Source organism: Ligilactobacillus hayakitensis DSM 18933 = JCM 14209, assembly GCF_000615845.1.
In the GTDB taxonomy this organism is placed as follows: domain Bacteria; phylum Bacillota; class Bacilli; order Lactobacillales; family Lactobacillaceae; genus Ligilactobacillus; species Ligilactobacillus hayakitensis.
The window spans coordinates 1-22,538 of sequence record NZ_BAML01000023.1 but is presented as its reverse complement, the minus strand read 5'-3'; the positions used below and the strand labels follow the sequence as shown (position 1 = coordinate 22,538).

Here is a 22,538-nt window from a genome sequence, read left to right as displayed (position 1 = left end):
TAATCTTTTAACTTAAATAACTTATATTTTATATCAAAAAATATAGTATGACATAAAATAATTAGTATTATGTTCTAACCATATCTTTTCTTTTGACATTCCTCAATTAATCCGTCTTGTTAACATATTATATATCAAATAATGTTGAAATGCCGCAGTTAAAAACTTTTTATAAAATTTATTTATTTCCCCTAAAATATTTGTTGACTTTTTTATTTCTAAGGTGGTATTATAATACTTGTATTTAGGTTAGCCCTTAAGTACCGACGATTGGATGAAAATAGTTGTTAGAAAAACCGCTAAGCTATCCCATATGATTAGGCATAATCATCATCTCTAGCGGTGACCCCATTTTCTTGAAACTACGTATTGATTTTCATATACCCCCCTAAGTTACATTATTCCAATCGTCGTTGTTTTAGATCAACCACCCTTTGTGGTGGTTTTTTTGTGCCGTTTTTTGCTATAATTAAAGATATTAAGATTTTAAATGAGGTCAAAAAAATGAACGAAGAACAATTAATTCAACGTATCCAATACCAAAGCCAACTTCAAGTAACTGAATTACAAGAAGTTTTAAACAAGCTTAATGGTTTAAGCACACTTTTAAACAAAGCTATGAAAAACGGCGTTGTGGTAAACAAGCAAGCTTATAACGAATTTGCGGACAAATATAACGATCTTGTCCGCTCCGTTGATGGTGATTTGCAACGCGCTAAAATTAAGCAAGCTAAAAATATGGATCTTCTAAAAAAAGACTAAACCGCACTGATTTTTCAGCCAAATTAAAACGCTAGAAGCAACGTTTCTTCTAGCGTTTTTTGTTTTATAATTTTGTTATTCTTGCCAAAATTCTTTTGCGGTTTGGATAACTAACTTGATTTTGTCCCATTGTTGCTCAAAAGTTAGTTTGTTTCCTTCTTCCGTTGAAGCAAAGCCACATTGCGTACTCAACACCAAATTTTCTTTAGGAACATAACGACTTGCTTCTTTTAAGCGTGCCTTTAATTCAGCTTTTGTTTCAAGTTTTGGATTTTTGGAAGTTACAATTCCTAGTACCACTTCTTTTGTCGTTGGCACTTTAGCTAAAGGTTCAAAACCGCCTGATCTTTCATCATCAAATTCTAAATAAAAGGCATCCACGTTTTCTTTTAAAAATACTGCATCAGCGACAACCCCATAGCCCCCTTTAGCGGCCCAAGTTGAGTGATAATTTCCCCGACAAATATGCGTTGATAAGCGTAAATCTGCGGGCCAATCTGCTAATACTCGATTATTCAATTCTAAATAAAGTTCTTGGACTTCTTGGCGCGATAAGTTACCTTCTTTTGCGACCACTTGCCAAGCATCGTCATCAACAATCACACCCCAGGTACAATCATCTAATTTCAAATCCCGACAACCAGCTTGGTATAGAGCTTCAATCAAGCCTCGATAAGCCGATACAATATCATAAATTAATTCTTGATTATTTGGATAGTATTTTCTAGTATTTTCAGTATATTTTTCATCACGGAACAATTCTAAATAAAGCTGTGCGGGTGCCGGAATACTTTGGCGAGCTAAAATTGTAGGATCATCTTTAGTAAGTTGGTATAAAAATTTAAACGCTGCTACATCGGGGTGATTACCAGAAAAGCTAATCTTCCCATTTAAGGCTGCGGCGTCAGCTTTAGTTTCTTCGCCATGAAAGAAATACCCGTTATCGGCTTGTACATGGTCAATGCCATCAAAGCCCCAAAATGTATCCAAATGCCAGTAGGCACGGCGAAATTCACCGTCAGATACAAATTTCAAGCCCGCCGCTTTTTGTTGGGCAACTAATTTGGTAATTTCTTGATCTTCAATTCGCTCTAGGCTTTTAGCGTCTAACCGTCCATTTTCAAACTGTTCCCGTGCTTCTTTTAAAGCTTCAGGACGTAAAAAACTACCAACAATATCAAAGTGAATATTTTCATCATTAAATTTAACCATTTTAAATTCCTCCATAAAAAAAGTCCCTAGGAAATATCGCTACTTCCTAGGGACGTCATTTTCAAAATCAACGTGTTACCACCCGCATTTAATAATTGCTTGCACAATTATCCTCACTAAGTACGCTCACCGGCATGCACGATGAGTTATACTCGTTCGCTATAGCGGGCGAACCCGTAAGTCACTAAATATCGCAACTTAACAACTCCAAGACCATCTTCACCATCAAATAACGTATCGGCTTTCACCTTTCCCGACTCTCTTTAACGCATTCAATTAGTTACTCTTCTTTTCTTTGTTGTGTTATATATTAAAGTTATGATATTATAACAAATTTTTATTGTCAAGATTTTTATCAAAAAACCTAGGAAAAAATCCTAGGCTTAAATCTTATTTATTAATCTTAGCAATTGATATTAATTTAATTATTTGTGATAACGATCAAAAACATCACTAAAAAGTTGATAAGTGAAATTTCTCGTAGTTGGTACCACACAATCTGCTTGTCTTAATTCATCTTTATCTCCGACTGCAACTGCTACCATGTCTGCAGCTTTGATTGCTGAAACTCCGGCAATCGCATCTTCTACACCAACACATTGATTAGGGGCTACTCCAACTGCTTTAGCACCTGCTAAAAAGATATCTGGAGCAGGCTTTCCTGCATTAACTTTGGCTGGGTCAGCTACAGCATCAAAAACATGTGCTAAACCAAGCTTTTCTAAAATAAATGGTGCATTCTTTGAGGCTGAAGCTACTGCTAATTTAACACCATTTGCTTTTAAATCTGTCAAAAGCTTAGTGATACCAGGTAAAATATCTTCTTTAGTTAATTTACTAATAGCTTCAACGTAGTAATCGTTCTTCTTATTGGCTAAGTTTTGTACTTCTTCTTTTGAATACTTGTCTAATAAGTCTCCAAATTTTAAGATAGCTTCCAAAGATTCAGTTCGACTAATTCCTTTTAAATTTGTTTCAAAACTAGCTGGTAAATCCAAATTAAATTCTTCTTTAGCTAACTTGCTCCAAGCTTGAAAGTGGAACTTGGCTGTATCGGTTACAACCCCATCTAAATCAAATACTGCTGCTTGCATAATTTCACCTACTTTAATTCTAAATCCTTACCGTTTAAGTTAATTGTTAAAGCTGATCCTTCTAAAAGACTAACTTTAGATACATCCTTGCTTGCTTTAACTTCAAGTAATCGACCTCTAAAGTTAATTCTAAATTCATAGCCATCCCATTGTTTTGGTACAAATGGTGCAAAGAATAACTTACCATCCTTAACACGCATACCTGCAAAACCTTGGACGATAGCTAGCCATGAACCAGTCATAGATGTAACGTGTAACCCATCTTCTGTATCATTATTGTAATTATCAAGGTCAAGTCGTGCTGTTCGTGAGTAAAGTTCGAACGCTTTTTCTTCTTTATGCAAGTCCGCTGCAACAATAGCATAAATAGATGGTGAAAGAGATGATTCGTGAACCGTGTATTGTTCATAGAAGTCAAAGTTTCTTGCTTTTTCTTCTTTTGTAAATTCATCAATAAAGTAGTAAATCCCTTGTAAGACATCAGCCTGCTTGATGTATGGTGACCGTAAAATATGATCCCAAGACCAATTTTGGTTCAATGGTAATTGGTCAGCAGGAATTTCTGAAACAGGTCGTAAGTCCTTGTCTAAGAAACCATCATGTTGAACAAAGATCCCGAGTTCTTTATCTTCTGGCAAGTACATGTGATCAGCGATTTCTTCCCATGTAGCAAGTTCTTTTGATTCTAAACCTAATTGACTTAATTTTTCAGGACTGACTTGACTAGAAACTTCTTTAGCATAACGTAAACACCATTGTGCTAAAAGGTTAGTGTACCAGTTGTTGTTAACATTATTTTCATATTCATTAGGACCAGTTACCCCATGAATCATATATACTTGCTTTCTTTGAGAGAAATGAACCCGATCAGCCCAGAAACGAGCAATTCCTACTAAAACATCAAACCCATCATGAGTTACATATTCAGTATCCCCAGTATAACGAGTGTAATTGTAAATAGCATAAGCAATGGTTCCATTTCTATGAATTTCTTCAAATGTAATTTCCCATTCATTATGACATTCAATCCCATTGAAGGTAACCATTGGATATAAAGCGCCCTTCAACCCTTGTTCTTTTGCATTGTGGAAAGCACCTGGTAATTGCTTGTAACGGTATTCAAGTAAGTTTCTTGTTACAGCTGGTTCAGCTAAAGAAAGGTATAAAGGAACGGCAAATGCTTCTGTGTCCCAGTAAGTAGCACCACCGTACTTTTCACCAGTAAAGCCTTTTGGTCCAATGTTCAAGCGTGCATCATTACCATAGTAAGTTGAGAAAAGTTGGAAGAGATTGAAGCGAATCCCTTGTTGTGATTCATCATTGCCCTTAATTTTAACATCTGCTTTTTCCCAACGTTTCGCCCAAACATTTGCTTGCGCTTCTTGCAATTCTTCAAAGGAGAGTTTACTTTGCTTTTGTGATAATTCCTCAGCCGCTTTATCTAAACTTGTTTGATCGTCATAATCACGAGAAGTTACTACAACAACTCTTTTTTCGAAATCAGCAGTTTCTCCTACTTCTAAGTTTTTGGCATAACTGTTAACAGTTTTTGTTTCATCTTTAAAAGCCCCGATACTTTCAAGACTACCTTTGTGGTCACTGACCATTTCAACTGTAAAACGAGGTGTGCCAAAATTATTTTTAATAGTTTCGGAAACTAATTTAGAACCTTGTTTTGTATTAGCAGTTTCGTGTACTTCCCAGAAACGTTCATCGTAATTAGCATCTTCATTAAAGACATTAGCATCAATGAAAGAATCAACTTCAACCTTAACAGCTTTTTGCCCCAAGTTTTCAAAAGTTAACTTGTTAGCATAAAGCTCTTTAAAGTCAGCACTGACAAAACGAACAGAAGTTACCTTGACTTTTGCATCTTCTTTTTCCACTACATATGATCGAGTCAAAATCCCCTTTTTCATATCTAAAGCTAACTCGAAATCAGAATACTTATCTTTAGCTAAGTCAATTGAACTGTTATTTAATTTGATATCAACAGAAACAAAATCAACGGTATTGATAACTTTACCAAAGTAAGATGGATAGCCATTCTTCCACCAACCGACCCGTGTCTTATCTGGGAACCATACTCCTCCAAGGTAAATTCCTTTGTGGGTATCATCTGAGTATTTTTCTTCAAACATCCCCCGCATACCCATGTATTCATTACCAATTGAAGTCATAGATTCTTGTAAACGTTTGTTATCTTTATCTAATGTATGTGTCACGACTTTCCAAGGGTCGATTTCAAATATTCTTTGCATAATAATTAGTCCTCTTTTCTTTTATTCTTCGTAAGTTTCTTTAATAAAGCCTACACTCAAAGCACCTAAAAGGATGGCAAGTGCAGCCACGATGAACATATGACTTTGTACGCCACCTAAAGCTGGGTACAATGAAAAACTCAATACAGAAGCAATAATTTGTGGTAAACAAATGCAACCGTTAAATAAACCAAGGTAAGTCCCCATTCGATTACCGGATAAGGCATTAGTTACAATGGTAAGTGGGTAAGTGTTCATAGCAGCCCAAGCAATCCCAACTAAGATAAATGAGAAAATCAAAGCAGTCTTAGAGTGGATCATGAAAATAGATGCAAAACCAATTGCACCAAGGAATAAACTTCCTGCATAACCAGCCTTGTGGTATTGGTTAGGAACCTTAGCTAAAACATAAGACCAAACAACAGCTGCAATCGATTGCACAGCTGATAAAATTCCAAACCAGTTACCAGCCGCTTGATAACCCGCACTTGTAGCATCAGTTGTGTGCCAAACATTTGCAGAGATTGTCCCTGTTGAGTAAGTCCAAAGGTATTGGAAACCAAACCAACAGAATAATTGAACTAAAGAAACAGTCCAAAAGGCTTTAGGTGCTTTCTTCAAAAGTTTAACGAAACTTTCTGATTCTTCATTATCTTCAGCCGCAATTCCATGATATAAAGCATAAGTATCTGGATCATATTCTTTAACCTTGGAAATTGTTAAAGCACTTGTTATAACTAGAAGCGCAGCTCCAATGTAAAAAGCCCAAACAACAGAATTTGGAACAACCCCTTTAGCTGCAGTATTAGAAACACCAAATAGGGTTAATAAAAATGGGAAAATTGCAGCTAACACAGCTCCGGTATTAGATAAGAAGGATTGGATTCCATACGCATAGCTTTTTTGGTCATCATTGACCATGTCACCAACCATCATCTTAAATGGTTGCATAGCCACGTTTGATGATAAGTCAAGTAACGCAACGGTAAGCGCCCCAAACCATAAGGCTGCAAGCGAACCATAACCAAAGCCAAAACTACCAGAATTAGGTAAAAGCATCATTACAATTACAGCTATGATTGCCCCTAATAAGAGATAAGGTAAACGTCGTCCCCCTAACTTGGGTAACCAAGTTTTATCAGAATATTTTCCAACAAGCGGTTGCACAATTAAACCAGCAAGTGGTGGTAAAATAAAGAACCAACCTAAATTATTGGGATCAGCCCCCAATGTTTGGAAAATCCGACTCATTTGTGATGATTGTAAAGCAAAGGCCGTTTGAACCCCTAAATAACCAAAACTAATCATCCAAATCTTACTGCTTGCAAGAGTTGGCAACCCATTTGTAGGCTTTTCGCCAACGTTTGCATTGTGATGTGTATTCATAGTCATCTAAAAAACCCCCTTCAAAAAATAGCAACGCTTAAAAAGTAAACGCTTTCTTTTCTACAACTAAATATTACCACCCCATGCAAACGTTTGCAATAGTTTTTGCAAAAAAAGTTGCATTTCTGCAAAAATTTTTCGCAACAGTCATGCAACTACTTGAATTGAGATGATTCTCTTTCAATAATTTTATGAGGTACGATAACTGAATTTTGCTTAAGTTTCAAAAGCTTATCTTCCCAGTTAATCACCAAAGCCGCTGCTTCTAACCCTAAAAAACGTGGGAAAATATCCACTGACGTCAACGGCGGATTAGAAATTTGGGCAAAAATTGAATTATTAAAGCCTAAAATTCCATATTTTTCACTAGCTACTTGTCTTTGAACATCCAAGGCTAATAAATCATCACTAGCAATAAAGGCATCAACATTGGGATTTTCTTTTAAAAATTTTTGAACTAAGCCTTGATTTTTTTGAGGATTAGTCGAATTAAGTTTTAAAGCCGTATCTTCTAAACCTTTAACTCGCATAGCTCTTTGATAACCCAAATAGCGGTCATTTTGAACAATTTCCATTAAATTAGAATAAACAAAAGTCGGATTAGTGTAACCTTTTTCAAACAGGTACTCAGTTGCATCTGATCCCGCTTTGATATTGTCATTATCAACAAAGTAAACACTATTTTCTCCCAATTCATAAGGTGTTCCAATCACTACATAGCGTAGATTTTTTTGACTCTTAATATAATTTAAAATTGGGTCATTAGCCACTGAGTAGGCAAAGATAAAACAAGTCACTTGCCCTTGCTCAATCAACATTTTAGTATTTTTTAAAAGCTCTTGGTCATTTACTCCAGATGCTACTGTGAGCATATAGCCATGGGCATTGCAAATTTCTGAAATTCCTTGAATAATTTGGATAAAAAATGGGTTATCACTAACATCTGCTTGGTTAGCAGGTAAGATAACTCCCACTAAATTATTACTCTTATTAGCAAGGTTTTGAGCTGTAAAACTGGGAGAATAATTTAATTCTTCCATAGCAGCTCGCACTTTTTTCTTAGTCGCTTCACTAATCAAGGGACTATCATGCATTGCTCTGGAGACCGTTGAAGGTGCCATTCCCACGAGCTTAGCTACATCTTTAATCGTCGCCATCGCCATCATCCTTTCAATATCATTTAGCTGAAACTTTTTCTATTTTATTGTACCAAAAATATGCCTTGATACTAATCTAAATCCAATTATTCTTGGCAAACTTTGATAAAGGATGGTTGTGTCATCACAATCCTGCTTACGACAGACCGTTTAAGACGGTGGTCAGTTACATGACAATGTGAAAAATACCGCTCACGAACTTAGCCAAAGTTATCTGGAGCGATTTTTTGGACTCTTTACGAAAAGCTGTGGAATAATTTTAAACTACTTTGGATGCAACGACACCCACAGCCACAATCATTTGAAGAATTAAAGAGACTGATTGACGAAGGTGTAAAATATTTCAATACAAAACTTATGCATCAAAAAAACGGTCTGACTGCAGAAAAATTCCGCAATCAGACCGCATAGTCTATTTTATATATTTAAATTGTATATTTAACAGGACATAGTGCCAAAAATCCTAGGCTTAGATCTTATTTATTAATCTTAGTACCAACCATGTGATTGCCAGAATGACTTAGCACCTTGCCATGAACCATAACGTTGTTGCACGTATTGTTGAGCAACACGTTCTTGGTTAGCAGCTGAGTAATCACCATTTAAGTATGATGATGATAATTGGTATTTACCGATGTATTGACCGTTACGTGCAGTGTATGAACCACCTGATTCTTTGTTAGCGATCCATGCACGGGCTTCGTCTTCGCTACCACCTAATGAAGCTGCTTGGTAGTTGTTGTTAGCAGCTACTGATTGTGTAGATGTAGTTGTACCAGCATTGTAGCTATAGTTATTGTTAGTGTTATTATTGTAGCTGTTGTTAGCTGTTACGTTTTGGTAACCAGCGTTGTATGAAGCTACTGCTTGAGATGCACTTTGAGCTGCAGGAGCAACTTGTGTTTGTGCTTGGTTTTGTGTTTGAGTTTGGCCATTTTCACCAACTTCAAGGATTTGACCAACGTAAATTAAGTTAACGTCTGCAAGGTTGTTTAACACACGGATTTGTTCAACAGTTGTGTTATGTTCAAGGGCGATTTTTGAAACAGTATCACCTGCTTGAACTGTTACTTGATCGGCGTTTGCTGCAACGGCTCCGGCTGTAAGGAATCCGGCTGCGGCTCCAACTGTGGCTAATGCTTTTTTAAATTTCATAAAGTATATTCACTCCTATATTTGTGTTTCTAATATCTATTGACGCTTGATGCGTTTTTCATTTCATGATTCCTATCGAATCAACACTATGTATTATAGGGGTTCAATGTTTCAAGGGTATTCCAGCCAAGTTAATAAATCCGTGATTTTTGTAATCATTATGACATTTTGTTGCAATTGTAATATACTTTTTGTCTAAAACGACCGGTGATTCCCGTTATATCAGTAATAATTGGAATTCTTAAGTTTATAACAATCGCCTTTATTTGAGCTAATTTTTTTCGAATTTTCTTGCAAAAAATTCTGATTTTTTTTGATTAATCCCCAATTTTCTAGATTTTTTGCCAATTTTTCCTTATTTTTGCGATTTTTGTAACATTGAAGTAAAGATGTCATTTTATTAGATAAAATAATTGAGGTATCAGTATACTTTCAATTGCTTCTTCAAAAGAAGTTTAAATTTTCTAAAGCCGTAGCGCTGATTTTCCCGCGTGTAACTGCTGACGTCATGATTACTGTGCTAAATCCCGTCAAATTTTGAATGTATTGCATACCAAATGTGCTTTATAATGAGATTTCATCATTTCCTAAGTATTCGTAGTAATCGAGTGGATTGATGAATAACAACACTAATGGTATTATTTAGATGAACGAGGAAAACTAATAATTGAGGTGGTTGAAGATGAAACTTAATACAGGTAAACCATATTCAGGTAAAAAATGGAACGGTGCTAATTTTATAAGCCTTAAGAAACATAAACCGTTAAAACATTCTCCCGAATATAAAGTGAATGCTATTAAATTTCTGAATGAGCTATATGGCAAAGAAATGTCCGAAGAAGAAATACCTGAAGAATTAAGGTTAACGGAAGAGGAAAAGAAGAAATTAAGAAACCATTAGATTCAGTAGTTATGCTAACGGCTCTATTTACAGTGAAAGTTATCGGCTTGGCTAGTTTGTATCGCTTTAATGGTTTTAATCTCAGTAGCGATAATTTTCCCGCGTGTAACTGTTGATGTTATGATTACTGTGCTAAATCGCATGAAATTTTAAATGTATTACATACCAAATGTGCTTTATAATGAGATTTCGGCATTTCCTAAGTATTCGTAGTAATCGAGTTGATTGATGAATAACAACACTAACGGTATTATTTAGATGAACGAGGAAAAACAATAATTGAGGTGGTTGAAGATGAAACTTAATACAGGTAAACCATATTCAGGTAAAAAATGGAACGGTGCTTATTTTATAAACCTTGAGAAAAATAAACCGTTAAAACAACATTCTACCGAATATAAAGTGAATGCTATTAAAATTCTAAATGAGCTATATGGCAAAGAATTGTCCGAAGAAGAAATACCTGAAGGATTAAGGTTAACGGAAGAGGAAAAGAAGAAATTAAGAAACCATTAGATTTAGTAGTTATGCTAACGGCTCTATTTACAGTGAAAGTTATCGGCTTGGCTAGTTTGTATCGCTTTAATGGTTTTAATCTCAGTAGCGATTGTTTTTTAAGAAACAATCGAATGGAGATTGATATGTTTGAAACAAAATACGAAGAGTTAAAACGACAAATCGATAAGCTTGATTTGTCGTTTATTTCAATTTGTCGTTTATTTCAAAGTCTTTTTCAATTTTTTCCATTCATGCGTAAAATATACTTTTTCTAATATAGCAGTATTTATTTTGTATCTTTTTTCCACAACTCCTGTAAACCGAGAAAAAAGGCATAAAAAAGACGGCTATTTCTAGTCGTCTAAAATATTGATTTTCTTTTCAAAAAAATCATGTATAATTTTCTCAAATATTTCTTTTTCATTATCATAATCAATAAAATCTCGCTTCATTGCGGACTCTGAAACTTTTTCATCGCTCATTGAATATTTTGAAGTAATATAGGTAGCGAAATCGAATTCAACTGTTAAATTATTAAAATCTCGTTCTTTTTTTCTTAGATATTCAACACCAAAAATATTTAATTCTTCAACTTGTTCATCATCCAACATCTCTAAACACCATCTTTTTTCTATTGAATACAACAACGTATCCTAATTTTTCCTGTATTCCACCATCAAATCCGTTTCGCTTTTAATCAAGCTTCCTATAGCCTTGCTTGCTTCTACCAAATCAAATAACTTTGCATTATTATTCATTGTAGCATATACAGTAGTATAACTATCTTTATTATATCCATTAATATCAGATTTTGAATTTCCAAAATAGATACCTTTCCCCATACACTTGTTATAGAATTTTCTCGTTCTTTTAACAGATGCCGCATATGTCAACATTTGTAAAGTTTGATAGAATTGTCTGTAACATAAAATTTTTTGAACGTAAAATATTGGTATCTGGAATTTCTCCATTTTCATAACAATTTTAGTGGCTTTTTCTGCCTCAACGGCGATTGATTTTTTCATCACTTTCATAATTTCTCCTTAATTTCTCCTTTTCCTCTTCCGTTAACCTTAATGCTTCAGGTATTTCTTCTTCGGACATTTCTTTGCCATGTAGCTCATTCAGAAATTTAATAGCATTCACTTTATATTCGGGAGAATGTTTAAGTGGCTTAAGTTTTTTCATAGTTTCAATATCAGCATCATACCATCTTCTGTCAGAATAAGGTTTTTTATTCATTTTCTACTACCTCCATAATCGGAACGAATTTGTTATCTGAGCGATCCTCTAAGAAATATTTTACGACTTTAAATGATGATTTTCTAGCAAATAAAACTTCCTGTTCTTCAGTTTCATCATACTTTCCTAATACAGCCCCTGAATGACTATTTAATATTACAATTATAAGATCATCATCACGATTGTAAATTTCTGGTGAAATAGAAAATTATCCTAAATCCTCTAATATTCCTGTTCTTACCACTTGAGCAGTGAATTCTCTAACATCAAATCCCCAACCATTACTGTAGGAACGGTAAAGAGGAAGTTTATTAGAATACTTAGGCAATTTATCAATCGCATTATCTAAGTTCATAACTAAATTTCTTTGCTCTTCACTAAATATTTCTGTATTACGTAAAGCGTAGTTAATTTTATAAGACTCCGAACTTTTATAACTTACTATTGCTCCTATTTCATTTCACCCCAATAAGCACTGATTGCACATCTACAATTGGGATGAGCCGGCAAATAAGGGACATCATCCACTTTATAAACACTTTGGCTGTAACCAGTACGCGATTGCCATACAGGTATCGCACGTAAGTATATCAAACAAACCAACTTCCAGGTCAAATATCATTTTAAGAATACAAAAAAGACTAGAAATAAATTCTAGTCTTTCATTAATTAAGGAGAATAAGAGCGTCCCATTGCTTTTTTTAGCTTTTTTACGCTTGTTCAACTCTCATATATTAATGTTCTAGTTTCTATGTTAATTTACGTCCTGTTAAAAATTGTGTCAATTTGTGTGTCAACGAAAAAGGAGCTTGCAATTAAATCACAAGCTCCTTTTTTTATGGGCTATGAATATAACACCTTTGCAGGCGATATCGTTATGATTAGTATACCATATCTAATCACTTGCTGTCATCATTCGTAATCATTTGAATAAAAAATAAAACCCCTACGTGCGAGTATCCAAATGAATCTCTGCGTAGGGGGATTGATCTGTTGATTATTATAACATAGATTTTCTTTCTTGTATTAATTGAAGCAAGTCTTCTAAATCTTTTTCCGTCGCAAAATCACGGATAAATTTTTTAGCCATAGCTCTGTAAGTATAAATTTTCTTTTTTTCTTTATTTGCTTCGTCCCATTTTTTATTTGCACGTTTTCTTGCTTCTGATAATTCTGCCATTATTTTCCTACCACCTTTAAAATAATCCATAAAATTAGATTTATAACCAACAATAATCCAGCTATATAAAAAATGATATTTCTACTTTTTTCCAAAATAGCGATTATTTTTTTCATTTTCTGTTTCTCCTTTTCGCTTTATTATGATACGATAAAGGTGAGAAAGGGTGCCAACCTTCCTCACCTAAGCTACTATTTGAGTAGTTCTAAGAATCGTTTGATTTGAGTTATTATCCATTCAATTGATTGGCCGATAGTCGCGATACCTATTATTGACTGACCAATCAGTATAATAACTTTTAAAACAAGCGGTTCTTTTTTTCGTTTTCTTGGTGGCATTTATCTCACCTCCTTACATATATTATAATACACTATATATAGTGTATAGTCGACAGTTTTAACAAAAATTTTTAAAAAATACGGTGGGTTTTTATCCGATTCAGTAGGTGTTCAGTAGATTTTTGAGCAAATAAAAAAGACTCACTCTAAAAAGAGTGAGTCCATGTGTTCTGAATACTTTATATAAATTTTTTTCTTATTTAAATGTCCCGAATGGATTTCCTTTTATTTTCCTCCTAAAATTTGTACTAAAAAAACACCTACCATTTGGCAGATGTTTAAATGTAATTTAATTTTTTCATAACCTTTATAATGAGTTTTTTAAGACGTTCTTTTTTTTCATCATTTAAACCATTTACTACACCAATGTCATAAATGTCAGAAGTAGAATCCCATAAATAAATCAAGTAGTCATCAAGCCCTTCAATTTCATCCTGCATTTCAGTCAATTTTACCAACGGTTTTCCGTTTTGATCGCAAAACAAATTAATAGCCCCACTCACTATTTCTTCAATTTGAAAAGCGGTTAATTTACTTAATTTATTTTTTAAATCAATCATCTAAAATCACCAACTTTCCACGATTAAACAATACTATATATCCTAGTTTTTGATTTATAAATCCATCAATTCCAACGTCCATAGCTATCATAGACCAAATTACTTGACTAGTATTATTGCCTAGTTCTACAATACCAGCTTTTTTGATGTCAATGCCTGAATTTCTTACAATTTCTGATACCTTTTCCCTATCTACTAGAATTATATCATCTCTTAAAGTTGCCGTAACTAATTCATGATTTCCATCCCTATTGTACCCGCCGATTTCTATGTTACCAAAGTATATCCCTCATTTAAGATATAATTATTTCACGTCCCCCCTGTATAACATAGGGCTTTTATATAGAAGATTCACTTTAGCGTGTGTCTTTTTTGTAAATAACCCCCTACGTGCGAGTATCCAAATGAATCTCTGCGTAGGGGGATTGATCTGTTGATCATTATAACATAGATTTTCTCTCTTCTATTAACTGAAGTAATTCTTCTAAATCTTTTTCCGTCGCAAAATCACGGATAAATTTTTTAGCTTGTGCACGATATCGGTATATTTTTTGCTTTTCCTTGTTTGCTTCTTTCCATTTTTGATTAGCTTTCTTTTGTGCGTCTGATGTTACCATATTATTTTTCTCTTCTATTTAAAATATTTTTTAACTTTTTCTTTTCCCTATTCTCTAAAAATCTAATAAAGTATGAGATTAATAATAGGGTAAAAAATATGATCAATAAAAATTTCATGATTGTTTATGTTATAACTAGGACTGTACAAAAACAAGAGGAATTTCTTACCCTTGCGTCAGATTATCGTTTTCTGTGTTTTATTCTACTTTTACGATTTTCTGACTTGTTCAACTCTTGCCTTAACTTTTTAATTTCTAAGTAGTTTTTGTAATGCTTCAAACTTTCATCAACTACTTTATCAGCAATTAGAAAAGTTAGGGCTATTTTTTCGACGTCTCAATTTATAACGTTTTTCCTTTCCTTAAGTATGTTTTTATTGTATACTTCTTAACCGATAATAAAAATAGTTTTTGATTAAAATTTCAAATAAATACGAGTATTTTATTAGCTAATACGGTAGCTGTTCAGTAGATTTTTATGTAAATAAAAAGCCGCTTTCAAAATAGAAAGCGGACAAGTATATAAACCCACAACAACGAGCTAGAACGACTAAAAGCTACTAGCATTTAATTTAATTCACAGACTTATTCTAATCTAAGGTAACCTAAATTACAGTTTTTTATGTACCAGCGGGTACGACCCCTATTGTGTGAATTAAATTAAGTTTTGGACGCTAGTAACTATTTCTTCTTATTAGACTACACTCTTAGCCACTACTAAAGCAACCGGAGCGTAAGCGACCAATACATCAAAAAGTGTATGGTGCACGTAACTAACTATTCTCCTTTCTAATCCGGAAATATAAGACATATTCGTGCTTCCGTCCTATGTATTCTGGGCCCCAGATTGTGTTTGTAACCTAAAAGGTTACCGAGTAAGTATACATCAAATTGTTAATAAATTTAATAAAGTAAAAAAGCCCGCTTCCTTAAACGGAAACGAGCAAATGTTAATATTTTTCTTTTAAATGTGTCGTAAGCAATTACCTTGTGGATCTCTAACAGCAATGTAGCCATATTGACCATTAGAGCGTGGTTGTCTTAAATAATTGAATCCATTTGTCTTATCATACGCATCATACTTGATTTCACTTCCGTTGCCTAAAACAGAAATCACACTTGAACTTGGACTGGCTCCTCATCTTAAATATAACGGTCCTTTAGTCACTTTAAATGCAGTTTTCTCTTTAGTCCTTGTCACTCCTAAATCATCAGTCCATTTATCCTTAGTTATTGTTTCAATTCAACATTACCACTTGCCTTATTCGTGGTTAGAATTTCAATATCAGACTTCTTGACCCACGACACGATATCAGCAAGTAATACCTTATCTCCGGATACTTGCAAGACTTCGTGCGGTTGTCCTTTGACAAAATTTGGAATTGCTTGGCCAGTCGCGTAGTTCTTACTGCTAAAGTTTATCTTAACCGTATATCCAGCTTTAATATCAGATTTAGAAGTATTATCAGCAACAAACTTTGTTTTAAGCCATTCTTTTTAATTTCTGCTTTGAGTATTTTAGCAGCTTCTTCTTTTAGTGCATTTATTCGCTCACCTCCGAATTATTCTTTTTGAATAACGTTGACTATTTTTTTATTTTTTTTGAATAATTATTTTAAAAAAGTTATTCTAACTGTATAATCTAATGTATAAGATTTGATTAAGGAATGTGAAATTATGGAAATTGACGCAAAATTTATTGGAAAAAAACTAAGTGAACTTAGGATTAAAAAAGGCTTAAACAAAACCCAGGTAGCAGACAAGCTTGGTGTTAACATGCAGAGTTATGCCAACTGGGAAAACGGCAATAAATCGCCTTCGCTTAAAGCAATTAGAAATTTAGCGCATTTCTACAATGTTTCTATTGATTACTTAATTGGTGATGAAAGTAAAAGCAATACAAAATTCTCACCGCTAGAAGCGTTAAAGCATACATATTCCGCAGACGGTAAGCCGGTTCCTGCCGAAGATTTAGAAACACTTGCAAGGATAATCGAAACAACCATACGATCTAAAAATACTGAAGACTAGATTGAACCGAATACAACAACAAACATCATCTATATATGGATAATCCAGACGAAGTCGTCAAATAATTAGCCGATAATCTTGGAATTCATGTTGTCGGCGCCGAAATGAAAGGTTTTGGTTTATTTAACTCTGATAACAATATCATCTTATATAATGAGAAGCTTGAACCGATTACGAAGCGAATCGTTTTATGATCAGATTCGAAGTGGAAAATTATATCGATGAAGTCGGCATAGATAATTTCGTAATCGAGCATTTTATGGAAAAATACGATTTTCCTAAAGATTTTAAACCATTTGTAAAAAGAATCATAAAGCAAGCGATAAAAATAAAGTGAAAATAGAAAGGATTTTAATATGAAGAAATTAAAAAATTTTATAGTCAGGTATGCCATTTTTAATGTGGTTATGATTATCGGAGTCGTAATTGATGGTTTACTTGGTAATTTAGATGAAAATAAAAATTCGCAACCATTCTTTTCGGCCATTTTTATGATAATTGGAATTCTAGTTGCAATTTATTGGAATGCTATCTCTCCTAAACAATTTCAGTTGAAAAGGTCTTCGAAAGATTTAGAAAAGAAAGAAAATGAAATTAAGCAGCTTTTAACGCTTCAACAAATGAAGCCATTAGAATTAGAGCAATTAATTTTAACTAAAAAAGCGGAATTGGAAGAAGAACAAAATAAAATCGATTCTGTAAAAGAAGACATCAAATTAGCTTCTGAAAAAGAATGGAAAAAATATAATACCAAGATAGATGAAAAGAAAAAAGAGCTAGCTTCTATAAAAGAAGAAGTTAGAATCGCTAAAGAAAAAGAAATTGAGAAATACAATCTTCAACTTTCGTCTAAGCAAGTTGAGCTAAATCAATACGAAAAAATAATGGCTGAAGTTCAAAAAACTATCGACTCAAAGAAGTCTATGCTTAACGAAATTGAAAGCGATTTAAGTAAATACGGCGAAAAAACTTCATTAAAAGAAAGCATTGAAAAAGATAAGCTTGAAATTTTTGAATTACAAGGAAAAATTGAAGAATTGAAAAACCAAATCATCTCTTATGACGATCAGGTTAATATCGAAAGCTTCGGATTATATAATCCGCACTACTCTTTCACATCATCAGTTGAATATAAACAAAAATTAGATGATGTTCGTCAGTTACAAAAATCTCTAATTAAAGATGGAACTGCTGGAGTTATTACTGAAAAATTACTTTTCAACAATTCACTAGCTGAAGGTCAAAAAGTTCAAAATCAAAATATTAAACAACTAATTCGAACTTTTAACATTGAATGCGAAGCTGCTATTAATAAAGTAACGCTATCTAATATGGAGCGAATAGAAACTAGAATTAATCGTTCGTTTGAAACTCTTAATAAGTTGAACGAAGGAAATTTAATCAAACTATCTCCTACGTATTTAAGATTGAAGATTGATGAATTGCACTTAGCTTTTGAATACGAGCAAAAGAAAGCTGAAGAAAAAGAAATTCTTCGCGAACAACGTGAAAAAGAAAAAGAAGAACGTAAAGCGCAAGCGGAAATTGCACGTCAAAGAAAAGCTGTTGAAAAAGAACGTAAGAAACAAGCTGAGCACTTTAAACAAGCTGAAGCTCTTCTTAAAGAAAAAATGGAAAATCTCACAGATAATAATGATGAGAAATATAAATCATTGCAAGCTGAAGTTGCTAAACTTAAAGCTCAATTAGCCGAACTTGATGAAAAAGAAGCCAGTCTTGATTATAGAGAAAACCACTCTACTGCCGGATATGTATATATCATTTCAAACATTGGTGCATTTGGTAAGAATGTATTTAAGATTGGTGTTACTCGTCGACTCGAACCACTAGCTCGAATTAAAGAGTTAAGTAGTGCATCTGTTCCATTTAGCTTTGATGTTCACGCGTTAATCTTTAGTGATGATGCTTACAAACTTGAAACTGACTTACACAACTACTTCGATAAATATCGAGTTAACAAGGTAAATAATCGTAAGGAATTCTTTGGAATTACGATAGATCAGGTTAAAGAAGCGCTTAATAAATACTATAATCAAACATTTGAGTTCACCGAAATTCCTGAAGCTGAAGAATATCGTAAATCTTTAGAAATAAGCGGACAAGAAAATTTGAATTCTGCAGTTGAATTAAATAATTAATTAAAATAACCACTGAATTCGGTGGTTATTTTAATTAGGAGGTTAATTTATGGAAAGCATAACTAAAAGTCACGGCGCTTATCGTGCTAGAATTGATTGGTATGACGATGACGGTAAACGGCACTTCAAATCCAAATCCGGATTTAAAACTAAAGCTGACGTTCCGTTCGCCTACTATTTCAGCGAATGGTTTAGCATTTATGAAGAAACTTTAGAAAAATTGGATATTAAAAAAAGCGATAATTTTATGAATTATCGCTTTTTGTGTCAACAAGGGCAAACAAATCAACTTCCTGATCATACATCATTTTAAGAATACAAAAAAAGACTAGAAATAAATTCTAGTCTTTCATTAACTAAGGAGGATAAGAGATTCGAACTCTTGCGCGGTTTGACCCGCCTGACGGTTTTCAAGACCGTTCCCTTCAGCCAGACTTGGGTAATCCTCCATAATATTTAATTGCTCTTCTTCCGAAGAAATCGGGAAGACAGGATTCGAACCTGCGACCCCTTGGTCCCAAACCAAGTGCTCTACCAAGCTGAGCTACTTCCCGAAAAATGCACCCAGCAGGAGTCGAACCTGCAACCTTCTGATTCGTAGTCAGACACTCTATCCAGTTGCGCTATGGGTGCATATTTATTTAATTTGTTGTCATCTCAACAACAAATATTAGTATACTAGAATATTTATTCTAATGCAAGGATTTTTATAAAAAAAATCGACTTTTTTGAAAAATTTTTCAAAAAGTCGATTTCTATTAATTAATCTACGATAACGTATGATTTGATTGTCTTACGATCAGCCATATCCTTGTATGCTTGATCAATTTCATCTAAGCTGTATGTTTGTGTAAAGACACGTCCTGGGTTAATTTCACCCTTTAAGACAGCATCTAAAAGAACATTTTTAACGTGAGTAGTTACACTTGCAGAACCACCAGCAACTTGAATATTATGGCTAAATAATTCCCACAAGTTTAGATTATCTTCGTGAGGTACCCCAACATATCCTAAGCGGCCACCACTACGTAAGACCCCGACAGCTTGTTCAAAGGCAGCTTGCTTACCAACACATTCAAGTGCTGCATCGGCTGGTCCTCCAAGAATTTCACGAACTTTAGCGATTCCTTCTTCACCACGTTCTTCAACAATATCAGTTGCGCCTGATTCAAGGGCTAATTTTTGGCGATCTTCATGACGACTCATTAACACGATTCTTGAAGCTCCCATCATTTTAGCGGCGATTACTGCTGATTGACCAACAGCGCCATCACCGATAACAACAACCTTATCGCCTTTTTTTACACGAGCACAAAAGGCAGCGTGGTATCCTGTAGCCATAACATCAGCTAATGTTAATAATGACTTCATCATTTCTTCTGAGTAATCTTCTGGCTTCCCAGGAACCTTAATTAATGCCCAATTAGCGTAGTGGAAACGAATATATTGTGCTTGGTAACCACCACCCCAGTTAGTTGGAGCTGGGTGATTATCACATGTTCCATCAAAGCCATCTTTACAACCGGCACATTGACCACAACCATGAGTAAATGGTGCGATTACAAAATCACCGACTTTAAGATCAGTAATTCCTTCACCGACTTCTTCAATAATCCCTAATGCTTCATGACCATCATTCATTGAGTGTGCTTGTTTATGGTCACCTTCTTTATATGACCATAAATCAGAACCGCACACGCATGTACGAATAACTTTAATTAAAACATCATCTGGCGCTTGAATTTGTGGCTTTGCAACATCTTCAACGACCATTTTTCCAGCATGTTCAAAAATTGCTGCTTTCATATAATCATTCCTTTGTTAAATTTTAAGTTTATTATAAACAAATTTTGTTATATTGACTAATAGTTATTTTAAATATCGTTATATTCAAATAATGCATATCATTTGTCACAAAGGAAATTTTCGGCTATGATAAAAATATATTCCAAAGGAGGAAATATTATGGCAAAATTATTAGAAAACAACACATTAAATGAATTACAAACTCAAGTATTTAATGAAGCAATGACATATGTCGCAACTGTTGATGAACAAGGTAACCCTCAATTAGCACCTAAAGGATCACTTAAAGTTCTTGATGACAAGCACTTAATTTTTATTGAATATTCATATGGTCACACATACGAAAACATCAAAGCTAATGGTAAAGTGGCTGCTTCAGCATGGGGCTTAGAATCAAAGAAAGCTTTCCGTGTAGAAGGTAAAGCAACTCTTCAAAAAGACACTGATTTTGCTAATGAATACCTTGCAGGTACAGGACGCGAAAATGATGTTGTTACTATCATTGAAATCGAAAGAATTTACGCATTAAACTAAATAACTAAAAAGAACACAAGAAGACATGTATTTCTTCTTGTGTTCTTTTTTATTGTCTATTTCGTCCCAGTTCAAAAAATGCCACCGCGCTAGCAGCCGCGACGTTTAATGAATCAACACCTGAACTCATCGGGATTTTAATCGTGAAGTCACTTTTATCAATGGTTGCTTCTTTCAATCCTGGTCCTTCTGAACCTAAAATAATAGCTAATTTCTCAACTGCTTGCAGTTTAGGATCATTAATAGCGATTGTGTCTTTTCTAAGAGCCATCGCAGCGATTTGATAACCTAATTCATGCAATTGGGTGATGCCCTTTTCATACCAAGTATTAGCGTCAACATAAGTCCATGGAATTTGAAAGACCGTTCCCATGCTCGCTCTTGATGATCTGCGATATAAGGGATCACTAGAATCAGTTGTAATCACAACTCCATCAATGCCTAAGGCAGCGGCTGAACGAAAAATCGCGCCGACATTTGCGGGATTAACCACATTTTCTAAGACCGCAATGCGTGGATGGTGTTTGGAGCCATTAATTACGTTCACAAATTCAGCTAAATCAGGACGCTGATTCCGTTTAAACGCGCCTAAAGCACCTCGTAAAAGATTATAGCCTTTCTTTTTTAGCTCATATAACAAAGTATCATCCAATGCGTAGATAGGTAATTCATCTAGTTGATTTGGAATCGCAGTTTGATTAAGCTGGATTTCTTGTTTTAACTCAGTTAAATCCCGTTGCATATTCTTTTCTTCAAGTAAAATCGAAAGAGGTTCATAACCCGCACGAATTGCTCTTTCAATCACTTTGGGACTTTCTACAATAAAAAGTCCTTGCTTGTCATGGTCATAGTGAAATAACTGAGCTTCATTTAATTTTGTATATACGTCTAAGTTAGGATCTGAAAAGTCTGTAATTCTAATAATGTTAGTCAACATTGTCTTAATTTCCTTTTTTTCATTTTGGATACAAAAAAAGCAGCTAACCTAAGTTAACTGCTACTTCAATATGCCGAGGACCGGAATCGAACCGGTACGGAGATCACTCTCCGCAGGATTTTAAGTCCTGTGCGTCTGCCAGTTCCGCCACCCCGGCGTAATATTGAAAAGCGGAAGACGGGATTCGAACCCGCGACCCCCAGCATGGCAAGCTGATGTTCTACCACTGAACTACTTCCGCATTATGCTGACTAGAGGATTCGAACCTCCGACCTCATCATTACTAGTGACGTGCTCTGCCAACTGAGCTAAGTCAGCGCTTCATGCGGATGAAGGGAATCGAACCCCCACATCATAAAGATACTAGAACCTAAATCTAGCGCGTCTGCCAGTTCCGCCACATCCGCATTTACACTTAATTCGTAAAACCTTATAATAATAAGGAATTGGGGTAGCTGGATTCGAACCAGCGCATGACGGTACCAAAAACCGTTGCCTTACCGCTTGGCTATACCCCAATAAAAATGGAAGGGAGTGGATTCGAACCACCGAACCCGAAGGAGCGGATTTACAGTCCGCCGCGTTTAGCCAGACTTCGCTACCCTTCCATAATGCCGACTAGAGGATTCGAACCTCCGACCCCCTGTTTACAAGACAGATGCTCTGCCAGCTGAGCTAAGTCGGCGCTTAATGCACATTATTAAAATG

General features: G+C 34.6%; 25 protein-coding genes and 10 tRNA genes. 8 read left to right on the top strand and 27 right to left on the bottom strand.

Annotation, left to right across the window (positions count from 1 at the left end; genetic code table 11):
• Positions 1 to 504 precede the first annotated feature (504 nt).
• Positions 505 to 762, top strand: coding sequence for a hypothetical protein (locus JCM14209_RS06610; RefSeq protein ID WP_025022732.1), 258 nt, complete (start codon positions 505 to 507; stop codon positions 760 to 762).
• 75 nt (positions 763 to 837) lie between these two features.
• On the opposite strand, the gene JCM14209_RS06605 is transcribed toward JCM14209_RS06610, so the two are convergent.
• The 5 genes from JCM14209_RS06605 to JCM14209_RS06580 all read right to left on the bottom strand — a co-directional run bounded on the left by JCM14209_RS06605 (position 838) and on the right by JCM14209_RS06580 (position 7,872).
• Positions 838 to 1,974 carry a 5-methyltetrahydropteroyltriglutamate--homocysteine S-methyltransferase gene (locus JCM14209_RS06605; protein ID WP_025022731.1) on the bottom strand — a complete coding sequence of 379 codons (1,137 nt, stop codon included), beginning with the start codon at positions 1,972 to 1,974 and terminating at the stop codon, positions 838 to 840.
• Between the two features lie 425 nt (positions 1,975 to 2,399).
• Positions 2,400 to 3,068: a beta-phosphoglucomutase gene (gene pgmB / locus JCM14209_RS06595; RefSeq protein ID WP_025022730.1), complete on the bottom strand. Its 669-nt coding sequence runs from the start codon at positions 3,066 to 3,068 to the stop codon at positions 2,400 to 2,402.
• Between the two features lie 8 nt (positions 3,069 to 3,076).
• A complete protein-coding gene (locus JCM14209_RS06590) occupies positions 3,077 to 5,329 on the bottom strand; it encodes a glycoside hydrolase family 65 protein (RefSeq protein WP_025022729.1) in 2,253 nt (750 codons plus the stop codon).
• Positions 5,330 to 5,350: 21 nt separating this feature from the next.
• Complete coding sequence (locus JCM14209_RS06585; RefSeq protein WP_035520145.1) at positions 5,351 to 6,715, bottom strand: SLC45 family MFS transporter; 1,365 nt, start codon at positions 6,713 to 6,715, stop codon at positions 5,351 to 5,353.
• 155 nt (positions 6,716 to 6,870) lie between these two features.
• Entirely contained in the window at positions 6,871 to 7,872 is a 1,002-nt protein-coding gene (locus tag JCM14209_RS06580; protein WP_025022727.1) for a LacI family DNA-binding transcriptional regulator, read from the bottom strand.
• 273 nt (positions 7,873 to 8,145) lie between these two features.
• Here JCM14209_RS06580 and JCM14209_RS10595 point away from each other — a divergent pair, with 273 nt between their 5' ends.
• On the top strand, positions 8,146 to 8,283 hold the full coding sequence (locus JCM14209_RS10595; protein WP_476703327.1) for an IS3 family transposase: 138 nt from the start codon (positions 8,146 to 8,148) through the stop codon (positions 8,281 to 8,283).
• A 78-nt stretch (positions 8,284 to 8,361) separates the two neighbouring features.
• On the opposite strand, the gene apf is transcribed toward JCM14209_RS10595, so the two are convergent.
• On the bottom strand, positions 8,362 to 9,027 hold the full coding sequence (gene apf, locus JCM14209_RS06575; protein ID WP_025022726.1) for an aggregation-promoting factor: 666 nt from the start codon (positions 9,025 to 9,027) through the stop codon (positions 8,362 to 8,364).
• 682 nt (positions 9,028 to 9,709) lie between these two features.
• Here apf and JCM14209_RS06570 point away from each other — a divergent pair.
• Entirely contained in the window at positions 9,710 to 9,928 is a 219-nt protein-coding gene (locus JCM14209_RS06570) for a hypothetical protein (RefSeq protein WP_025022725.1), read from the top strand.
• Between the two features lie 294 nt (positions 9,929 to 10,222).
• On the top strand, positions 10,223 to 10,444 hold the full coding sequence (locus JCM14209_RS06565) for a hypothetical protein (protein WP_025022724.1): 222 nt from the start codon (positions 10,223 to 10,225) through the stop codon (positions 10,442 to 10,444).
• A 335-nt stretch (positions 10,445 to 10,779) separates the two neighbouring features.
• Here the strand turns inward: JCM14209_RS06565 and JCM14209_RS06560 are convergent, their stop codons facing one another.
• The 9 genes from JCM14209_RS06560 to JCM14209_RS10110 form a co-directional block, all read right to left on the bottom strand.
• Positions 10,780 to 11,037: a hypothetical protein gene (locus tag JCM14209_RS06560; RefSeq protein WP_025022723.1), complete on the bottom strand. Its 258-nt coding sequence runs from the start codon at positions 11,035 to 11,037 to the stop codon at positions 10,780 to 10,782.
• 42 nt (positions 11,038 to 11,079) lie between these two features.
• Positions 11,080 to 11,454, bottom strand: a complete 375-nt coding sequence (locus tag JCM14209_RS06555; protein ID WP_155830693.1) for a hypothetical protein — start codon at positions 11,452 to 11,454, stop codon at positions 11,080 to 11,082.
• Positions 11,429 to 11,668, bottom strand: coding sequence for a hypothetical protein (locus tag JCM14209_RS09345; protein WP_025022721.1), 240 nt, complete (start codon positions 11,666 to 11,668; stop codon positions 11,429 to 11,431). Before JCM14209_RS09345 ends, JCM14209_RS06555 begins: the two co-directional genes overlap by 26 nt.
• A gap of 208 nt (positions 11,669 to 11,876) precedes the next feature.
• A complete protein-coding gene (locus tag JCM14209_RS10540) occupies positions 11,877 to 12,080 on the bottom strand; it encodes a hypothetical protein (RefSeq protein WP_500778182.1) in 204 nt (67 codons plus the stop codon).
• Positions 12,081 to 12,668: 588 nt separating this feature from the next.
• Complete coding sequence (locus tag JCM14209_RS06545; protein WP_025022720.1) at positions 12,669 to 12,848, bottom strand: hypothetical protein; 180 nt, start codon at positions 12,846 to 12,848, stop codon at positions 12,669 to 12,671.
• Between the two features lie 191 nt (positions 12,849 to 13,039).
• Positions 13,040 to 13,186 carry a hypothetical protein gene (locus JCM14209_RS10045; protein WP_155830691.1) on the bottom strand — a complete coding sequence of 49 codons (147 nt, stop codon included), beginning with the start codon at positions 13,184 to 13,186 and terminating at the stop codon, positions 13,040 to 13,042.
• 278 nt (positions 13,187 to 13,464) lie between these two features.
• Positions 13,465 to 13,746, bottom strand: coding sequence for a hypothetical protein (locus tag JCM14209_RS06530; RefSeq protein ID WP_025022719.1), 282 nt, complete (start codon positions 13,744 to 13,746; stop codon positions 13,465 to 13,467).
• 440 nt (positions 13,747 to 14,186) lie between these two features.
• Entirely contained in the window at positions 14,187 to 14,363 is a 177-nt protein-coding gene (locus JCM14209_RS10205) for a hypothetical protein (protein ID WP_164476342.1), read from the bottom strand.
• Positions 14,364 to 15,327: 964 nt separating this feature from the next.
• Positions 15,328 to 15,480, bottom strand: coding sequence for a hypothetical protein (locus JCM14209_RS10110; RefSeq protein WP_156398712.1), 153 nt, complete (start codon positions 15,478 to 15,480; stop codon positions 15,328 to 15,330).
• 560 nt (positions 15,481 to 16,040) lie between these two features.
• Here JCM14209_RS10110 and JCM14209_RS09740 point away from each other — a divergent pair.
• The 3 genes from JCM14209_RS09740 (at position 16,041) to JCM14209_RS06500 (ending at position 18,866) form a co-directional block, all read left to right on the top strand.
• Entirely contained in the window at positions 16,041 to 16,394 is a 354-nt protein-coding gene (locus JCM14209_RS09740) for a helix-turn-helix domain-containing protein (protein WP_025022718.1), read from the top strand.
• Positions 16,395 to 16,750: 356 nt separating this feature from the next.
• A complete protein-coding gene (locus tag JCM14209_RS09335; RefSeq protein ID WP_025022717.1) occupies positions 16,751 to 18,553 on the top strand; it encodes an SNIPE associated domain-containing protein in 1,803 nt (600 codons plus the stop codon).
• A gap of 49 nt (positions 18,554 to 18,602) precedes the next feature.
• On the top strand, positions 18,603 to 18,866 hold the full coding sequence (locus JCM14209_RS06500) for an Arm DNA-binding domain-containing protein (RefSeq protein ID WP_025022716.1): 264 nt from the start codon (positions 18,603 to 18,605) through the stop codon (positions 18,864 to 18,866).
• 46 nt (positions 18,867 to 18,912) lie between these two features.
• Here JCM14209_RS06500 and JCM14209_RS06495 read toward each other — a convergent pair.
• From JCM14209_RS06495 to JCM14209_RS06480, 4 genes are all read right to left on the bottom strand, one after another.
• A tRNA-Ser gene (locus JCM14209_RS06495) sits at positions 18,913 to 19,002 on the bottom strand.
• Between the two features lie 31 nt (positions 19,003 to 19,033).
• Positions 19,034 to 19,107, bottom strand: a tRNA-Pro gene (locus JCM14209_RS06490).
• 5 nt (positions 19,108 to 19,112) lie between these two features.
• Positions 19,113 to 19,186: transfer RNA gene (locus JCM14209_RS06485), tRNA-Arg, on the bottom strand.
• A gap of 129 nt (positions 19,187 to 19,315) precedes the next feature.
• Positions 19,316 to 20,359 (bottom strand): zinc-binding dehydrogenase, encoded by a 1,044-nt coding sequence (locus tag JCM14209_RS06480; protein WP_025022715.1) that lies wholly within the window; start codon positions 20,357 to 20,359, stop codon positions 19,316 to 19,318.
• A gap of 159 nt (positions 20,360 to 20,518) precedes the next feature.
• On the opposite strand from JCM14209_RS06480, the gene JCM14209_RS06475 reads away from it, so the two are divergent.
• Entirely contained in the window at positions 20,519 to 20,893 is a 375-nt protein-coding gene (locus JCM14209_RS06475) for a pyridoxamine 5'-phosphate oxidase family protein (RefSeq protein WP_025022714.1), read from the top strand.
• Positions 20,894 to 20,942: 49 nt separating this feature from the next.
• On the opposite strand, the gene JCM14209_RS06470 is transcribed toward JCM14209_RS06475, so the two are convergent.
• From JCM14209_RS06470 to JCM14209_RS06435, 8 genes are all read right to left on the bottom strand, one after another.
• On the bottom strand, positions 20,943 to 21,827 hold the full coding sequence (locus tag JCM14209_RS06470; RefSeq protein WP_025022713.1) for a TrmH family RNA methyltransferase: 885 nt from the start codon (positions 21,825 to 21,827) through the stop codon (positions 20,943 to 20,945).
• A gap of 74 nt (positions 21,828 to 21,901) precedes the next feature.
• Positions 21,902 to 21,987 (bottom strand) — tRNA-Leu (locus JCM14209_RS06465).
• 12 nt (positions 21,988 to 21,999) lie between these two features.
• A tRNA-Gly gene (locus tag JCM14209_RS06460) sits at positions 22,000 to 22,071 on the bottom strand.
• 4 nt (positions 22,072 to 22,075) lie between these two features.
• Positions 22,076 to 22,148, bottom strand: a tRNA-Thr gene (locus tag JCM14209_RS06455).
• A gap of 6 nt (positions 22,149 to 22,154) precedes the next feature.
• Positions 22,155 to 22,237 (bottom strand) — tRNA-Leu (locus JCM14209_RS06450).
• Between the two features lie 39 nt (positions 22,238 to 22,276).
• A tRNA-Gln gene (locus JCM14209_RS06445) sits at positions 22,277 to 22,348 on the bottom strand.
• A gap of 7 nt (positions 22,349 to 22,355) precedes the next feature.
• Positions 22,356 to 22,438: transfer RNA gene (locus JCM14209_RS06440), tRNA-Tyr, on the bottom strand.
• A gap of 4 nt (positions 22,439 to 22,442) precedes the next feature.
• A tRNA-Thr gene (locus tag JCM14209_RS06435) sits at positions 22,443 to 22,515 on the bottom strand.
• Positions 22,516 to 22,538 lie beyond the last annotated feature (23 nt).

What these genes read in the sequence shown, in the direction of transcription:
- JCM14209_RS06610 (WP_025022732.1), top strand. Translation starts at nt 505, where the DNA reads ATGAACGAAGAACAATTAATTCAACGTATCCAATACCAAAGCCAACTT.
- JCM14209_RS06605 (WP_025022731.1), bottom strand. Translation starts at nt 1,974, where the DNA reads ATGGTTAAATTTAATGATGAAAATATTCACTTTGATATTGTTGGTAGT.
- pgmB (WP_025022730.1), bottom strand. Translation starts at nt 3,068, where the DNA reads ATGCAAGCAGCAGTATTTGATTTAGATGGGGTTGTAACCGATACAGCC.
- JCM14209_RS06590 (WP_025022729.1), bottom strand. Translation starts at nt 5,329, where the DNA reads ATGCAAAGAATATTTGAAATCGACCCTTGGAAAGTCGTGACACATACA.
- JCM14209_RS06585 (WP_035520145.1), bottom strand. Translation starts at nt 6,715, where the DNA reads ATGAATACACATCACAATGCAAACGTTGGCGAAAAGCCTACAAATGGG.
- JCM14209_RS06580 (WP_025022727.1), bottom strand. Translation starts at nt 7,872, where the DNA reads ATGGCGACGATTAAAGATGTAGCTAAGCTCGTGGGAATGGCACCTTCA.
- JCM14209_RS10595 (WP_476703327.1), top strand. Translation starts at nt 8,146, where the DNA reads ATGCAACGACACCCACAGCCACAATCATTTGAAGAATTAAAGAGACTG.
- apf (WP_025022726.1), bottom strand. Translation starts at nt 9,027, where the DNA reads ATGAAATTTAAAAAAGCATTAGCCACAGTTGGAGCCGCAGCCGGATTC.
- JCM14209_RS06570 (WP_025022725.1), top strand. Translation starts at nt 9,710, where the DNA reads ATGAAACTTAATACAGGTAAACCATATTCAGGTAAAAAATGGAACGGT.
- JCM14209_RS06565 (WP_025022724.1), top strand. Translation starts at nt 10,223, where the DNA reads ATGAAACTTAATACAGGTAAACCATATTCAGGTAAAAAATGGAACGGT.
- JCM14209_RS06560 (WP_025022723.1), bottom strand. Translation starts at nt 11,037, where the DNA reads ATGTTGGATGATGAACAAGTTGAAGAATTAAATATTTTTGGTGTTGAA.
- JCM14209_RS09345 (WP_025022721.1), bottom strand. Translation starts at nt 11,668, where the DNA reads ATGAATAAAAAACCTTATTCTGACAGAAGATGGTATGATGCTGATATT.
- JCM14209_RS06545 (WP_025022720.1), bottom strand. Translation starts at nt 12,848, where the DNA reads ATGGCAGAATTATCAGAAGCAAGAAAACGTGCAAATAAAAAATGGGAC.
- JCM14209_RS10045 (WP_155830691.1), bottom strand. Translation starts at nt 13,186, where the DNA reads ATGCCACCAAGAAAACGAAAAAAAGAACCGCTTGTTTTAAAAGTTATT.
- JCM14209_RS06530 (WP_025022719.1), bottom strand. Translation starts at nt 13,746, where the DNA reads ATGATTGATTTAAAAAATAAATTAAGTAAATTAACCGCTTTTCAAATT.
- JCM14209_RS10205 (WP_164476342.1), bottom strand. Translation starts at nt 14,363, where the DNA reads ATGGTAACATCAGACGCACAAAAGAAAGCTAATCAAAAATGGAAAGAA.
- JCM14209_RS09740 (WP_025022718.1), top strand. Translation starts at nt 16,041, where the DNA reads ATGGAAATTGACGCAAAATTTATTGGAAAAAAACTAAGTGAACTTAGG.
- JCM14209_RS09335 (WP_025022717.1), top strand. Translation starts at nt 16,751, where the DNA reads ATGAAGAAATTAAAAAATTTTATAGTCAGGTATGCCATTTTTAATGTG.
- JCM14209_RS06500 (WP_025022716.1), top strand. Translation starts at nt 18,603, where the DNA reads ATGGAAAGCATAACTAAAAGTCACGGCGCTTATCGTGCTAGAATTGAT.
- JCM14209_RS06480 (WP_025022715.1), bottom strand. Translation starts at nt 20,359, where the DNA reads ATGAAAGCAGCAATTTTTGAACATGCTGGAAAAATGGTCGTTGAAGAT.
- JCM14209_RS06475 (WP_025022714.1), top strand. Translation starts at nt 20,519, where the DNA reads ATGGCAAAATTATTAGAAAACAACACATTAAATGAATTACAAACTCAA.